This window comes from Microbacterium sp. ARD31, from assembly GCF_031844425.1.
Map to the genome: position 1 here is coordinate 236,966 of NZ_JAUZVE010000001.1, position 14,214 is coordinate 251,179.

Sequence of the window (14,214 nt, forward strand, 5' to 3'; positions counted from 1 at the left end):
AATGGCGGGTAGTGCTCGCAGGAGGACTGCGAACCTGGGCCGCTTTAGAGAGCGGCGAGAAGGTCGGTGCATGCCTCCTCGCAGCGGCGGCAGGATTCGGCGCACACGCGGCAGTGCTCATGCATGTCTGCGTGCTGTTCACACTCGGCGGCACAGGACGCGCAGGCGGTGCGGCAGGCTTCGAGCAGGGCGCGAACCGTTGCAACATCCGGTGCGGTTTGGCGGGAGAGCACTGCACCTGTGGCGGCGCAGATGTCTGCGCAGTCCGAGTTCTTCCGGATGCATGTAACGAGCTCCGCGACCATGTCTTCTCCGAGGCATGCGTCCGCGCAGGCGGTACATGCCTGGGCGCATTCGGCGCACGCCTCGATACAGCGCAGAAGGGCGTCCTGTGCTGCGGCGAAACCGACTTTCGGGTGGGTGGCGAGCATCTGATCTGCAACAGTCATGGCGGCTCTTCCTTCTTCGGGGGCACTTCCCCCAATGCGGTCACGCTAAAGCGAGGTCGAGGATGGACGGAGGGGCTTGTAATTTTTCGATAGGTGGAGAACCGCTGGCTGGGTCCGCTGTCATCGACGATGAGGATGTCGCCAGCGTCGGTAATGGCGAATGCCTGCGCGGAGCCGTGCGCCGTGCCGATGTTTCGCCACGATAGATCGCGGGTCGTGCTCCTCTCCGAGCTGCCTTTGCTTCCCACGCCGATCAGTTGCTGGCCGTCCGGGGACATAGCGATGAGGGACATGATCGGGCTGTCTGGCAGCGGTCCGAACGTCGCCCTTGGTCGGTACTGACCTGAGGCCCGTCGGGCGTCGTGGCGATGATGCGTCCGGTGCGGCGGTGAGAACGTGGAAGTCATTCTCGCCCGTGAAGGCCACCGGCTCCCATGTCGTGCCGCCGTCGCGACCTAGGGCGTGTCTGACAAATAGTTCGGCGGCGCGCTGAGAGTCTGAGGTCGTGACGCGGTTTCAGGTGCTCTCGGATGCTCAGTGGTCGTTGCTCGAGGAGATGCTGCCGCGCCCGACCGGGCGCAGGGGACGGCCCTTCGCGGACGCGCGGTTGATGGTCGAGGGCATCGTCTACCGGTATCGGTGCGGGATCGCGTGGCGGGATCTGCCGGAGGTGTTCGGGCCGTGGCAGACGGTATGGACCTGGCATCACCGCATGGCCACGGAAGGCACCTGGGATAAGGTGCTCGCCACACTCACCGCCGCCGCGGACGAGGCGGGGCTGGTGGAGTGGTCGCTGTCGGTGGACTCCACGATCGCCCGCGCGCATCAGCACGCGACGAACACGAAGCGCCTCACAGGGGGCTGGATCGAATTACACGAATCCGGGCGTCGAGCCGCCTGATCACGCGGTCGGCCGCTCCCGAGGCGGCCTGTCGACGAAGATCCACCAGCTCGTCGACGGCAACGGGCTCCCGCTGGTCGCGCTGCTGACAGCAGGCCAGGCCGGGGACTCGCCGATGTTCCTGCCGCTGAGGGACACCTGCGTGTCGCCCGTCCCGTCGGCCGGCCCCGCACTCGTCCGGACGCGGTCCGGGGTGACAAGGCGTACTCATCCCGCGCGATCCGCGGGCATCTACGCGCCCGCGGGATCAAGGCCGTGATCCCCGAGCCGTCCGACCAGCAAGGCCACCGCAAGCGCCGCGGCTCACGCGGCGGACGCCCCGTCGGCCTCGACGCCGCCGACTACAAGGGCCGCAACGTCATCGAGCGCCGCTACTGCCACATCAAGCAATGGCGAGGACTCGCCACCCGCTACGACAAACTCGCGATCACCTACCGGGCCGCTGTCATCCTCAACGCCGTCATCGCCTGGACCCGGCAATTGTCAGACATGCCCTAACTGCGATCCGCCTCGTCAGTGCTGCACCCACAACGAGGTAAGTCCCATGGGACCAGAGTGACGACGTCACGCTGGTCTTCCTCACATTCGGCACGCCCGGCCCGGCGGCTCTCCTCCCGCGGCCAGACTGAGACCAGTAGCTTCGTTCCGACCCGTGCAGCAGAAGATGCTGCCCGTGGCGCCGGCGGGCCGGACTTGAGATGTAGACAGGTACGCAACTGTTCAGATACCTCGAGATCTCTCCAAGACCGCCCGGATCCGTCGAAGCCCGGTCGCGTATGCTGGCTATCACCACCACCGGAGTGAAGCCGAGGGGCAAGATTCCGGGAGTTCTGGGCATCCGCGAGACCATCCGGGCCTGTGGCGCAGGTGGTAGCGCACCTGCAGGGCATGCAGGGGGCCAGGGGTTCGAGTCCCCTCAGGTGCACCAAACACCCCGGTTCGCCGGGGTGTTCGTGTTTCCGCATGGCGCGTGACCGGCGGGATGCCACCATGGTGCGCATGACCCGGGGAACCCGATCAACACTCCTCTGCCCTCGACGCTACGGCTGATCCCGATGCGGCCGCGCGATCCGCACGAGCCGGGGCGGGCGGCATCCTCTCTCGAGTTGCTTTTCGATCTCGTGTTCGTCGTCGCGGTGAGCATCTCGGCGGATCAGCTCCACCTCACGCTCGCGGAGGATCGCGTCCTCGACGGCGTGATCAGCTACGCAGCCGTGTTCTTCAGCATCATCCCCGTCCCGATCACGTTGACCGCCGCCATCCTGGCAGGGGTCGCCGCCGTGCTGCTCTGGCGTACGCCCGTCGCGTCGAGCCGGGAGGTATCAGAGCCCGTCGTCTGAGTCCGGGTCGTCCTGCGCGAGCTGCGCGTCGACGCTGAGGTCACCGTCCTCGGGGACGTGGAACCGCTCGTCGGGGTCGACGGCCGCCCTGTTGTCGGATGCGCCCTCGGGGGCGGGCGGGAGGCCCTCCTGTTCACCGCCGATGAAGCGGTCGAGCTCGGGGGAGTGCGAGGTGCTGTCAGCGCTCACGATGATCCTTTCGACTCCGCCAGTCTCGCGGCGCAGGCGACGAGGGTCGAGGGCTTGACGTCGGCACCGGGGTGAGACCGGGGTCAGCCGATCCGTGCGAGGAGCGCCGCACGGATCGGCTGCGCCCTCGCCGTGAACTCGCGCTGGGCGGCGACGTAGGCCGCCTTCCCTTCGGGTGTCTCGACGGGGACCGCGCTGTACCCCCACCCGGTCAGATCGTAGGGCGACGCACGCATGTCGAGTTCCCGGATGTCGCGCGCGAGCTCGAACGCATCGAGCATCAACTCGCCGGGCACGAGCGGCCCCAGTTTCACGGCCCACTTGTAGAGATCCATGCCTGCGTGCAGACATCCCGGCTGTTCCATCTGCGGCTGCGTCTCCCGCGTCGGGGCGAAGCGGTTGCGGGGCACGGCGTCGGGCGTGAAGAACCGGAACGCGTCGATGTGCGTGCACCGCACATCGTGCGCCTCGACGACGGCATCCGTCCCTTCCGCGCCGAGTCGGAGGGGGACCGGGTGCCGCGTGTCCCGGTCGCGGTACACCATCGCCCACTCGTGCATGCCGAAGCAGCCATACGATGCCGTGCGTCCCAGGGCGCCCGCGAGGATGCCGCGGATCGCTCGGACGAGCGGGCGTTTCTCGGTGAGGAACGCCTCGGTGTCCGCGCCGACGACGCCGCCCTCGGCGCGGTACCACCGCCAGGCCGCGTGGGGTGCGTCGGCCGCGTCGTCGAGCGCGACGTCCCGCCCGGGATGCCACCGCCGCAGCAGGGAGGGTTTGTACGAGTAATACGTGTACAGGAAGTCGTCGACGGGATGCGTCTCGCCGCGCGCCGCCCGCTGACGGCGCCGGGCGGTGAGTGCATCCGCGCGGGCGGCGTGCGCCCGCATCCGCTCGGTCCAATCGGACCGGTCGAGCACGGTCGCGGTGGCGGTCGTCACGAGCGGGTCAGACGGGCTCGATGAGGTCGGGCGAGTCGTTGCGGACGTTCCCGACGGCGTTCGAGACGACATGGTCGGTCAGGCCGGCGACCACCTGGTCCGCGGCGTCGACGGCCGCGTCGAGCAGGTCGCCCACGTTGTCGACCTCGGTGTCGAGCCAGGCGTCGGCGAAGTCGGCATCGAGGAACAGCGGCATCCGATCGTGGATGGAGCCGAGCGGATCGATGGCGGCGCGCGTGAGGATGGTGAACGAGAGCAGCCAGCGGCTCGGATCGTCCTCGGCCTTCGCGGGATCCTTCCACCATTCGTAAAGCCCGGCGAACAGCAGGGGCGAGCCGTCGGCGGGGTGGATGAAGTAGGGCGTCTTGCCCTCGTCGGTGGTCTGCCACTCGTAGTAGCCCGTCGCCGGCACGATCGCGCGGCGCTTGATGAGGGCCTGCCGGAACATCGGCTTGTCCTCGAGTTCCTCGGAACGCGCGTTGAACGCCCGCGCACCCACCTTGACGTCCTTCGCCCACGACGGCACGAGACCCCACCGCGCCGGCTCGAGGCGCCGCGTAGGCGGATCGGTCTTGGCCGAGTCGAGGACGATCGCGACCTGCGACGTGGGAGCGATGTTGTAGGACGGCGCCGGGAGGTGGTCGCTCTCGACGTCGACGCGCAGCACGCCGACGAGCTCGGAAGCGACATTCGCGACGACGAAGCGACCACACATGTCGGACAGCCTAGGAGGAGGGGGGGACATCGCGGACGATGTCGACGTCCGTCAACCGTTCCAGCAGTTCCGCCCCGTCATCGCCGGTCACCCACGGCACCCCGGCGGCGCTGTGGTCGTCGACCGCCGTGCGGCCACCCGCGAGAACCGCTTCCGCCGGTGTCAGCCGCCGGATCGCGACCGCCGCGACCTGTTCGGGATGCTCGATCGTGAACTGCGTATAGATCTCATCGTCGTGCTGCCCGTCGTCGCCGATGAGGAGCCAGTCGATGTCGGGGAACTCGTCGGCCAATCGGCGAAGGCTCTCCTGCTTGTGCAGCTTGCCGCTGCGGAACCAGCGGTCGTGCGTCGGCCCCCAGTCGGTGAGGAGCATCGCGCCCATCGGGAACAAGTGCCGCCGCTGGAACCGGACGAGCGTCGGCGCGACGTTCCAGGCTCCCGTCGACAGGTACAGGACCGGCGATCCGGGGTTCTCGCGGGCGAGCCGCTCCAGCAGCACGGCCATGCCGGGCACCGGCTGCCGGGCGTGCTCGTTGAGGACGAAGGAGTTCCACGCCGCCACGAAGGGGCGGGGGAGGGCGGTCACCATGACGGTGTCGTCCACGTCCGAGATGATGCCGAACCGGATGTCGTCCCCGACCACGAAGACGCGCGCCTCGACGGGCTCGGCCTCTTCGACCCGCATCGTGACCGTTTGCCACCCGGGCGGCAGCGTGGCGGGCAGGACGGCGTCGATCACGCCGCCGCGGTCGGCGGTGACCTCGTGCGGTACACCGTTCACGGTGACGGTGACCGTCGCGTGTGCGACCGGGACCGACGCGAAGCTGCGCCATCCGCGCACACCCGCGTAATCGCCGCGTTCGCGCCTCTTGGCCTTCGGGGGGATGAGGACCCTGCCGAGCACCCGCACCCACTGGGTGCTCCCGTACCCCGGGAACGCGGCGACGGTCGCCGTCCGCCCGCGTGCGCGGGCGCGTTTCTCGCGCCACGCGTGGAACCTGTACTCCAAGCGCGCGAGCCAGAGCACCTTCATCGGGGGCGAAGCGGGGGAAGCCATCGCTTCAGTCTTTCACGTCGTCGGCGTCGAGCCCGGCGGGCTCCTCCTCGGCGAGGTGACGGGCCTCGCGCGCGCTGATGACGCGCTTCGCGACGTAGACCAGCAGGAGGAACGCCGCGATCACGCCGACGAACAGGTACCCCGCGTAGTGCAGGTTGTCGGAGAGCTCGCGGTATCCCTCGGCGGCGGCCGCCGCCACCGACACGTAGGCGACGGACCACACGGCGCACGCGGGCACGGTCCAGGCGAGGAACCGCCGGTAGGCGAAGCCGCTCATCCCGACCGTCAGCGGTACCAGGGAGTGCAGGACCGGCAGGAACCGCGACAGGAAGATCGCCGGCCCGCCCCGCCGCCGCAGGTAGAGCTCGGCGCGCGCCCAGTTGCGCTCACCGATGAGCCGGCCGACGCGGGAGAAGCGGATGCGGGGACCCAGCCAGCGGCCCAGGGCGAAGCCGATGCTCTCGCCCGCCAACGCTCCGATGAGAACCGCCGCGACGAGCCACGCGCCCTCGGGGAAGGTGTCGACCGCCGTGCCGGCGACGATCACGATCGAGTCGCCGGGGACGATCAGGCCGACCAGCACGCTCGTCTCGAGCATCATGGCGACTCCGGCGACGATCGTCCGCACGACCGGGTCGACAGCCTGAACGGTGCCGAGCAACCAGTCGAGGATCTCGTTCACGACCTCAGATTATCCGCCGTCTACCCTGAAGGGATGTCGAGCGACCTGCCGCACCGCGTCCTCGCGGGGTGGGTCGATCCTGCGGTCGCGTTCACGGGGCTGTTCGCCGCGGGCGACGCCTTCTGGCTCGACGCCGGCCCGGAGGCGTCCGACGGATGGAGCTGGGTGGGCAGCGGCATCCCGTCGTCCTCTCCACGCGACGTGATCGCCGCGGGCAGCGGTGACCGTACCGCGGGGCCGTTCCGCGGCGGCTGGGTCGGATGGGCCGGGTACGACGCCGCGGCGGCCCGGGCGGGTGCGCCGGCCGCGATCGACCCGGGCCCGGAAGAACTCTGGCTGCGCGTCGAGCGGATGCTGGGGTTCGACCACTCCTCGCGTCGTGTCCTCGCCTTCGCCCCGGCCGATCGGTTGGCCGGGTTCGTCTCCGAAGTCGAATCGGTCGCCGCGTCGCCGCTGCCGTCGGTCGGTCCTGTTCCACAGGTCGAGGCCACCGCGCGCCACGAGCCGGGGGAGTACGGGGAACTCATCGAACAGTGCCGGGACGAGATCCGCGAGGGGCGCGCGTATCAACTGTGCCTGACGACGCGGTTCGAGACGGCGGCATCCGTCGATCCCGTGCAGACCTACCTGCGGCTGCGCGCCGCGACGCCCGCCCACCACGGCGGGTTCATCCGCAGCGGCGGGTGGGCGCTCGCGAGCGCGTCGCCGGAGCAGTTCCTCGCCGTGGACGACGGGATCGTCCGCACCCGCCCCATCAAGGGAACGCGCCCGCGATCCGCGGAGGTGGAGCGCGACGCGGCTCTCGCGGCGGATCTGCGCGCCAGCGTCAAGGAGCAGGCCGAGAACGTGATGATCGTCGACCTGATGCGCAACGACCTGCAGCGGGTCTGCGTCCCCGGGTCGGTGGCGGCGGAACGGCTGCTCGAGGTGGAGTCGTACCCGGCGGTGCATCAACTGGTGAGCACGGTGGCGGGTCGGCTGCGCCCCGGGACGACCGTCGGCCAGCTGTGGGATGCCGCCTTCCCGGCGGGGAGCATGACGGGAGCGCCGAAGCTGTCGGCCATGCAGATCCTGCACCGGCTCGAGGCCGCGCCGCGCGGGGTGTTCTCGGGATGCTTCGGGTGGATCGGCGACGACGGCGGGGTGGACCTCGCCATGGTCATCCGCTCGATCGTGGTCCATCCGGACGGCGCGTACGTCGGCGCCGGAGGGGGGATCACCTGGGGGTCCGTCGGCGCGGATGAGGTCGCGGAGGTGGGGATCAAGGCCCGGGCACCGCTCCGCGCCTTGGGGGCGGACCTGCCTCCGGGCTGGTGAAAGTCCCGGTCCGCTAGGCTGAAACGGCGCTTTCGCGCGCCCTCCCGACTTTGCACGATTGGTTCACCGTGTCCTCCAGCACCTCCCACGACGCATCGACTCCCGAGCAGACGAGCTTCGACTCCCGCGCCATCCAGACCAAGTGGCAGACCCGGTGGGCGGAGGCCGACCCCTTCAAGGCGGGCGGCGACGAGGACACCCGACCGCGCAAGTACGTGCTCGGCATGTTCCCCTACCCCTCGGGCGACCTGCACATGGGGCACGCCGAGAACTACGCCTACGTCGACGCGGTCGCGCGGTTCTGGCGCCACCGCGGCTACAACGTCCTGAACCCGATCGGCTGGGACTCCTTCGGCCTGCCCGCCGAGAACGCGGCCATCAAGGGCGGTGCGGGCTCGGATCCCCGAGAGTGGACGTACAACAACATCGCCCAGCACAAGACGAGCTTCCGCGCGTTCGGGTCGTCCTACGACTGGAGCCGCGTGCTTCACACGAGCGACCCCGAGTACTACCGCTGGAACCAGTGGCTGTTCCAGCGCCTGTTCGAGCGCGGTCTCGCGTACCGCAAGCAGAGTGCCGTCAACTGGTGCCCCAACGACCAGACCGTGCTCGCCAACGAGCAGGTCGTCGACGGTCACTGCGAGCGGTGCGGGTACGAGGTCGTCAAGAAGAAGCTGACGCAGTGGTACTTCAAGATCACCGAGTACGCCGACCGTCTGCTCGATGACCTGAATCAGCTCGAGGGCTTCTGGCCGCACAAGGTGCTGCAGATGCAGCGCAACTGGATCGGCCGTTCGGTCGGTGCGGACATCGACTTCGAGATCGAGGGGCGCGACGAGAAGATCACCGTCTTCTCCACTCGTCCCGACACGCTGCACGGCGCGACCTTCATGGTCGTCGCCCCCGACTCCGACCTGGCTGCCGAGCTCGCCGAGGGCGCCTCGCCCGAGGTGCAGCAGCGGTTCCGCGACTACCTCGACACGGTGCAGAAGACGAGCGAGATCGAGCGGCAGACCGCCGACCGTCCCAAGACGGGTGTCTTCCTCGACCGCTTCGCGATCAACCCGATCAACGGCGAACGTCTGCCGATCTGGGCGGCGGACTACGTCCTCGCCGACTACGGCCACGGCGCCGTCATGGCCGTGCCCGCTCACGACCAGCGCGACCTGGACTTCGCCCGCGCGTTCGACCTTCCGGTGAAAGTCGTCGTCGACACGACGGCGCCGGTCACGGGCGCCATCCCGGTCATCGAGGTCGACGAGGACGGTGTGCCGATCGGTGATGACCTCGAGTCGATCGACCCCGCCTGTACCGGCACCGCGCTGACGGGCGACGGGCGCCTCATCAACTCGGGTTCGCTCAACGGTCTCTCCAAGCGCAACGCGATCGCGCGCGCGATCGAGGAGCTCACCGCGGCGGGCACCGGTCGGGCCGCGAAGACCTACCGCCTGCGCGACTGGCTGATCTCGCGCCAGCGCTTCTGGGGTACGCCCATTCCGATGATCCACACCGAGGACGGCCGCATCGTGCCCGTCCCCGACGAGCAGCTGCCGGTCGTGCTGCCCGACGCGAAGGGTCTCGACCTGAAGCCGAAGGGCACGTCGCCGCTGGGCGGCGCGACCGAGTGGATGACGACGGTCGACCCCGAGACGGGGGAGCCGGCGCTCCGCGACGCGGACACGATGGACACGTTCGTCGACAGCTCGTGGTACTTCCTCCGCTTCCTGGCGCCGAACGGGGCGACGGAGCCGTTCCCGACGGCCGAGGCATCCAAGTGGGCCCCGGTCGACTCGTACATCGGCGGCGTCGAGCATGCGATCCTGCACCTGCTCTACGCCCGGTTCATCACGAAGGTCCTCTTCGACATGGGCCTCGTCGACTTCACCGAGCCCTTCACGAGCCTCATCAACCAGGGCATGGTGCTGCTCGACGGCTCGAAGATGTCGAAGTCGAAGGGCAACCTCGTCGAGTTCGCGTCGAGCATGGACGACCCGGGTGCGGATGCCGTGCGTGTCGCGATCGCGTTCGCCGGGCCCGTGGAGGACGACATCAACTGGGAGGACGTCTCGACGACGGGTGCCCAGAAGTTCCTCGCGCGCGCCCTGCGGATCGCCGCGGACGTCGCGAGCCCCACGGATGTCGTCTGGGCCGAGGGCGATGCCGCTCTGCGCCGCGTCACGCATCGCCTGTGGGCCGATGTCGTCGGCCTCGTCGAGCAGTCGAAGTTCAACGTCGTCGTCGCGCGCCTCATGGAGCTCGTCAACGCGACCCGTAAGACGATCGACTCGGGCGCCGGTGCGGCCGACCCGGCGGTGCGCGAGGCCGCAGAGGCCGTGGCGATGGTCCTGGACCTGTTCGCCCCGCACACCGCGGAGGAGATGTGGGAGATCCTCGGCTACGAGCCGTTCGTCGGTGTGGCGCCGTGGCGTCAGGCCGACCCGACGCTCCTCGTCGAGGAGTCCGTCACGGCGGTCGTCCAGGTCAACGGCAAGGTGCGGGGCACCCTCACGGTCCCGGCGAAGATCTCGGGCGAGGAGCTCGAGCAGCTCGCGCGCGCCGACGAGAAGGTCCGCCGCGCGATCGGCGACAAGGAAATCACGCGCGCCGTCGTCCGGGCGCCGAAGGTCGTCAGCTTCACCGTCGCGTGAGTCCGTCCGCGGGCTGCTGGAGCGGTGCCGTCGCGATGCGCAGATTCGGATATCGTTCGCGGATTCGGAGTGGGCCGGCCCGAGGCATCCGAATCCGGTGATGTTCTCCGAATCCACGGTCGAGACTGATCGGCGGACCGAGGGTCGCCTTTATCGGCGCCTGCCAGGGCCGAACTCTCGAGGCTAGGTTGGCCCATATGGAACACCAGAACGGGTCTACCTCGTCGAAGTACGAGATCTCGAAGGCGATGGCAACGCATCTCACGTCTGCTCACTTCGAGAGGGACGGCGCCGACTGGTCGAAGACTCAAGGGGGAGTGCGCTGGGAGCTGTTCCTGAGCGTCGATCGGGGAGGGACGGGTGACGAATTCGATGTCGCCTTACGTGCCGTTTCACTCGCGCGGACGGCCAGTGTGCAAGAAGAGATACTGGCCACGTCGTCGCTCTCCCACGTCGCCGGACGTTCCCAGCCGTACACAAATTCGGAGACGTTGACGTCTGATCTGCGAAGGACGCTCCTCCCGACCATCGAAGCGCATCCCGACGCTGAGGCCGTCATCGCCGGGTACCTCGCCGGTCAGTGGGATCAGCCGGGCGCCGGGCGCGCGACCAGTCTGGGCAGGGCCTGGCAGTCAGCTGATCGGCTCGGCCTCACCGCGTTGAGGGAAACGGTCTCTCACGAGATCCGCTCGGAGCGGTGGTCGTCGCATGATGTGTCGTTGTTGGAGTGGTACGGCGTCAGAGTCGGTGAACCACCCCGGAAGCGTCGTTGGTTCGACGTGGTGCTTCGTCGCCGCTGACTCTGGGCAGCGTCTCACAGGCGCGATCCGCAGATTCGGACGTTGTTCGCGGATTCGGAGGAGATCCGTGCGCGGCATCCGATTCCGGGGACAATCTCCGAATCCACGGTTGCGGTTGCCTCTCAGCGGTCGGCGGATGATGCCCATCTCCGTTCGGTCGCTGCGGGGCCGCACTCGGGGCGCCGCACTGCGACGATTCCTCCACGACACGGGAACCGTGGTAGCCGTCCACGGCTGACGGGCGGCGGATGATCGCGCGCGTGGCCGCGGGCGATCCTCGACGCATGGGTGCGCAGACGGTGCCGGTGTCGCGTCGCCGGCTGGGGATCGGTGCCGCCGTCGCCCTCGTCGTCGTGGTCGCGGCGGTCACGATCGCGATCGGCATCGTCCGGACCGGGGCGGAGGCTGCGGTCGAGACGGTGCCGGATGCCGTGTCCGAGACCGTGGCCCCCGCGACCGTTTACGTGCACGTGTCGGGTGAGGTCGCCGAGCCCGGGTTGTACCGGCTCGACGAGGGCGCGCGTGTCGTGGATGCGGTCGCCGCCGCCGGGGGATTCACCGATGCGGCATCCCGCGAAGGCGTCAACTTGGCGCGACCCGTCAGCGACGGCGAACAGCTCGTGGTTCCCGCCGCGGGGGAGCAGGGATCGGATGCCGCGGGTGCGACGGCGCCCGAGGGCGACGGTCGCGTGAACCTCAACACCGCGGACCTCGCGGCCCTCGACACCCTGCCGCGCGTGGGTCCCGCGATCGCGCAGCGGATCCTCGACTGGCGCGAGGACAACGGCCGCTTCACAAGCGTGGACGATCTGCTCGCGGTCCCCGGCATCGGCGAGAAGATGCTCGCCTCGCTCCGCGACCTGGTCACGGTGTGAGTGTCCGGACGGCGCGACGCCGCGACCTGCGTCTGCTCCCGGTCGCCGGCACGGCGTGGGCGGGTGCGGGGGCGGCGATCACGTTCCCGGAGCACGCGGGCGTGTCGGCGGTCGTCCTGTGGGTCATCGCCGTCGTGCTTCTCGGTGTGGCGCTGCGGCGCAGGCCCACCGTGCTCGCGCTCGTCGCGGTCTCCGTCGCCGTGGCGGCGGCCGCGGCATCCCACGTCGCGCTCGCGCAGCCGGCGCGGGACGCGCTGGCCCGTCTCGAGGTCGACGGGGGCCGCAGCGTCACGTTCGAGGTCGACGTCGTCGGCAAGGTGGAGCGCTCCGCCGCGGGGTACCGCTTCGATGCGATCACGCGGTCCGCGACCGTCGGCGATGACGACCGGGCCGTGTCGGCCCCCGTCGTCGTCCGCGCGCCCGAGCGTGCACCGGGTCTCGACTTGGGCGCTCGCGCGACGGTCACGGGCACGGCGTTCCGGGCGGACCCCGGCGACCGTGCGGTGCTCGTCGTCGAGGCATCCGCCCTCGTCGTCGACCGGCCTCCCTCGGGCCCGTTCGGCGTGGCCGCGACGTTGCGCACCGGTCTCGTGTCGGCCGTCGACGGGCTGCCCGATCCCGGCGCCGGCCTCGTCCCCGGACTCGCCGTCGGCGACACCTCGGCCGTGAGCGACGAGCTCGACCAGCAGATGAAGGCATCGTCGCTGTCCCACCTGACCGCGGTCTCCGGAGCGAATTGCGCGCTCGTGGTCGGGATCGCGTTCGGTATCGCAGCGCTCTGCGGGGCGCGGCGCGGCATCCGCGTCGCAGCCGGGCTCGTGACGCTCGTCGCGTTCGTCGTCCTCGTCTCGCCGGAGCCGAGTGTCGTCCGAGCGGGCGCGATGGCCGCGATCGCGATGCTCGGCCTGCTGCTCGGGCGGATCGGCGCGGGTGTCTCAGTGCTGTCGGCGTCGGTGTGCCTGCTCCTCGTGCTCGATCCGTGGCTCGCGGCATCCCTCGGGTTCGCCCTCTCGGCCGTCGCGACCGGATCCTTGCTGCTGTTCGCGGGACCGCTTGCCGACGGACTGTCGAGGTGGATGCCGTCGCCCGCCGCACTCGCGCTGTCGGTGCCGCTCGCCGTGCAGCTGGCCTGCGGGCCGCTGCTCGTGCTCATCGAGCCGACGGTTCCCCTCGTCGGGGTGCTCGCGAACCTCCTGGCGGGTCCCGCCGCGCCCGCGGCCACGGTGCTCGGCCTGCTCGCCTGCCTCGCGTTGCCCGTTCCGGTCCTCGCACAGGGGCTCGCGGCGATCGCCTGGCTGCCCGCGGCCTGGATCGCAGGGACGGCGGACCTCGCCGCACGCCTGCCCGGGGCATCCCTGCCCTGGCTCGAGGGGATGCCGGGGCTCCTCGCACTCGCCGGGACGGGAACAGCGATCGGGGCGGTGATCGCGGCGCGGCATCCCCGTCTGCGGCGCGTGGCGGCGTGGACTCTCGCCGCCGTCGTCCTCGCGGTCGTGGCCGCCGGCCCCGTGCGCACACTGTTCGACCGCACACGCGTGCCGGACGAGTGGACGATCGCGGCGTGCGAGGTCGGGCAGGGTGACGCGGTCCTCGTGCGCGACGCCGCTTCCGTCATGCTCATCGACACGGGCCCCGAGCCTGCGGCGTTGGCCGGATGCCTCGACCGCTTCGCGATCGACCGCGTCGACATCCTCGTGTTGACCCACTTCGACATGGACCACCGCGGCGGCGCCGGCGCAGTGCTCGGGCGCGCCGACCTCGTCCTGCACGGTCCGGTCCCCGATGCGGAGGCCGCGGACCTGCTCGCGCGCTTCGCCGCGCGCGGCGCCCGGACGCAGGAGGTGTCGGCCGGCCAGAGCGGAGCGCTGGGGGAGTGCCACTGGCGCGCGCTGTGGCCGAAGCCGCGCGATCCGGTCTATCCCGCCGGGAACGACGCGAGCGTCATCATCGACGTGACCGGATGCCGCGTCCCCGACGCGATCTTCCTCGGCGACCTGTCGGCTCAGCCGCAGCGCTCCCTCGCGGCGACGGGCGCCGTCGATCGCCGCTATTCCGTCGTCAAGGTCGCCCACCACGGCAGCGCCGACCAGGACGCCGGCCTGTACCGCGATCTCGACGCTCGCGTCGCCCTCGTTACCGTGGGCGAGAACACATACGGCCATCCCCGGGACGAGATCCTCGATCTCCTGCACGAGGAACAGGCGACCGTCGCGCGCACCGACATCTCCGGCGACCTCGTCGTCTGGCGCGACGACGCCGGCCTGCGCCTCTGGCGCTCGCGCGAGGGCTGACGCTCCCGT

General features: G+C 70.0%; 13 protein-coding genes, 1 tRNA gene and 1 pseudogene. 8 read left to right on the plus strand and 7 right to left on the minus strand.

The genetic code is table 11. The features are described from left to right. Window positions 1-44: 44 nt before the first annotated feature. Both Q9S36_RS01185 and Q9S36_RS01190 read right to left on the minus strand, forming a co-directional pair. Entirely contained in the window at window positions 45-449 is a 405-nt protein-coding gene (locus Q9S36_RS01185; protein WP_253034706.1) for a four-helix bundle copper-binding protein, read from the minus strand. Next, the gene (locus Q9S36_RS01190) at window positions 446-742 is read right to left on the minus strand and encodes a hypothetical protein (RefSeq protein ID WP_311283634.1); all 297 of its coding nucleotides are present in this window, start codon (window positions 740-742) and stop codon (window positions 446-448) included. The genes Q9S36_RS01185 and Q9S36_RS01190 overlap by 4 nt, the downstream gene beginning before the upstream one ends. 212 nt (window positions 743-954) lie before the next feature. Between Q9S36_RS01190 and Q9S36_RS01195 the strand changes: the two are divergent. From Q9S36_RS01195 to Q9S36_RS01205, 3 genes and pseudogenes are all read left to right on the plus strand, one after another. Beyond that, window positions 955-1,848: pseudogene (locus tag Q9S36_RS01195) on the plus strand (IS5 family transposase). A 354-nt stretch (window positions 1,849-2,202) separates the two neighbouring features. Next, window positions 2,203-2,278 (plus strand) — tRNA-Ala (locus Q9S36_RS01200). Window positions 2,279-2,405: 127 nt separating this feature from the next. Next, the gene (locus tag Q9S36_RS01205) at window positions 2,406-2,690 is read left to right on the plus strand and encodes a low temperature requirement protein A (RefSeq protein ID WP_359918885.1); all 285 of its coding nucleotides are present in this window, start codon (window positions 2,406-2,408) and stop codon (window positions 2,688-2,690) included. Here Q9S36_RS01205 and Q9S36_RS01210 read toward each other — a convergent pair. The 5 genes from Q9S36_RS01210 to Q9S36_RS01230 all read right to left on the minus strand — a co-directional run bounded on the left by Q9S36_RS01210 (window position 2,673) and on the right by Q9S36_RS01230 (window position 6,274). Further along, complete coding sequence (locus tag Q9S36_RS01210) at window positions 2,673-2,879, minus strand: hypothetical protein (RefSeq protein WP_253034709.1); 207 nt, start codon at window positions 2,877-2,879, stop codon at window positions 2,673-2,675. The two genes, Q9S36_RS01205 and Q9S36_RS01210, sit on opposite strands and share 18 nt — an antisense overlap. Before the next feature lie 83 nt (window positions 2,880-2,962). Beyond that, the gene (locus Q9S36_RS01215) at window positions 2,963-3,769 is read right to left on the minus strand and encodes a 3-methyladenine DNA glycosylase (protein WP_290440359.1); all 807 of its coding nucleotides are present in this window, start codon (window positions 3,767-3,769) and stop codon (window positions 2,963-2,965) included. Window positions 3,770-3,827: 58 nt separating this feature from the next. Next, complete coding sequence (locus tag Q9S36_RS01220; protein ID WP_311283636.1) at window positions 3,828-4,535, minus strand: SOS response-associated peptidase; 708 nt, start codon at window positions 4,533-4,535, stop codon at window positions 3,828-3,830. Between the two features lie 10 nt (window positions 4,536-4,545). Next, window positions 4,546-5,592: an App1 family protein gene (locus Q9S36_RS01225; protein WP_253034713.1), complete on the minus strand. Its 1,047-nt coding sequence runs from the start codon at window positions 5,590-5,592 to the stop codon at window positions 4,546-4,548. 4 nt (window positions 5,593-5,596) lie between these two features. Beyond that, window positions 5,597-6,274, minus strand: coding sequence for a DedA family protein (locus tag Q9S36_RS01230; protein ID WP_311283637.1), 678 nt, complete (start codon window positions 6,272-6,274; stop codon window positions 5,597-5,599). Between the two features lie 33 nt (window positions 6,275-6,307). Between Q9S36_RS01230 and Q9S36_RS01235 the strand changes: the two genes are divergently transcribed. The 5 genes from Q9S36_RS01235 (at window position 6,308) to Q9S36_RS01255 (ending at window position 14,205) form a co-directional block, all read left to right on the plus strand. After that, window positions 6,308-7,591, plus strand: coding sequence for an anthranilate synthase component I family protein (locus Q9S36_RS01235; protein ID WP_311283638.1), 1,284 nt, complete (start codon window positions 6,308-6,310; stop codon window positions 7,589-7,591). 68 nt (window positions 7,592-7,659) lie between these two features. Beyond that, entirely contained in the window at window positions 7,660-10,239 is a 2,580-nt protein-coding gene (leuS, locus tag Q9S36_RS01240; RefSeq protein ID WP_311283639.1) for a leucine--tRNA ligase, read from the plus strand. A 197-nt stretch (window positions 10,240-10,436) separates the two neighbouring features. Then, window positions 10,437-11,039, plus strand: a complete 603-nt coding sequence (locus tag Q9S36_RS01245; protein ID WP_311283640.1) for a hypothetical protein — start codon at window positions 10,437-10,439, stop codon at window positions 11,037-11,039. A gap of 284 nt (window positions 11,040-11,323) precedes the next feature. Then, the gene (locus tag Q9S36_RS01250; RefSeq protein WP_311283641.1) at window positions 11,324-11,914 is read left to right on the plus strand and encodes a ComEA family DNA-binding protein; all 591 of its coding nucleotides are present in this window, start codon (window positions 11,324-11,326) and stop codon (window positions 11,912-11,914) included. Further along, window positions 11,911-14,205: a ComEC/Rec2 family competence protein gene (locus Q9S36_RS01255; protein WP_311283642.1), complete on the plus strand. Its 2,295-nt coding sequence runs from the start codon at window positions 11,911-11,913 to the stop codon at window positions 14,203-14,205. Before Q9S36_RS01250 ends, Q9S36_RS01255 begins: the two co-directional genes overlap by 4 nt. Window positions 14,206-14,214: the final 9 nt, after the last annotated feature.

Bases quoted from the DNA above. Each gene is read 5' to 3' on its own strand.
- Q9S36_RS01185 (WP_253034706.1), bottom strand. From the start codon at position 449: ATGACTGTTGCAGATCAGATGCTCGCCACCCACCCGAAAGTCGGTTTC.
- Q9S36_RS01190 (WP_311283634.1), bottom strand. From the start codon at position 742: ATGTCCCTCATCGCTATGTCCCCGGACGGCCAGCAACTGATCGGCGTG.
- Q9S36_RS01205 (WP_359918885.1), top strand. From the start codon at position 2,406: ATGCGGCCGCGCGATCCGCACGAGCCGGGGCGGGCGGCATCCTCTCTC.
- Q9S36_RS01215 (WP_290440359.1), bottom strand. From the start codon at position 3,769: ATGCGGGCGCACGCCGCCCGCGCGGATGCACTCACCGCCCGGCGCCGT.
- Q9S36_RS01220 (WP_311283636.1), bottom strand. From the start codon at position 4,535: ATGTGTGGTCGCTTCGTCGTCGCGAATGTCGCTTCCGAGCTCGTCGGC.
- Q9S36_RS01225 (WP_253034713.1), bottom strand. From the start codon at position 5,592: ATGGCTTCCCCCGCTTCGCCCCCGATGAAGGTGCTCTGGCTCGCGCGC.
- Q9S36_RS01235 (WP_311283638.1), top strand. From the start codon at position 6,308: ATGTCGAGCGACCTGCCGCACCGCGTCCTCGCGGGGTGGGTCGATCCT.
- Q9S36_RS01245 (WP_311283640.1), top strand. From the start codon at position 10,437: ATGGAACACCAGAACGGGTCTACCTCGTCGAAGTACGAGATCTCGAAG.
- Q9S36_RS01250 (WP_311283641.1), top strand. From the start codon at position 11,324: ATGGGTGCGCAGACGGTGCCGGTGTCGCGTCGCCGGCTGGGGATCGGT.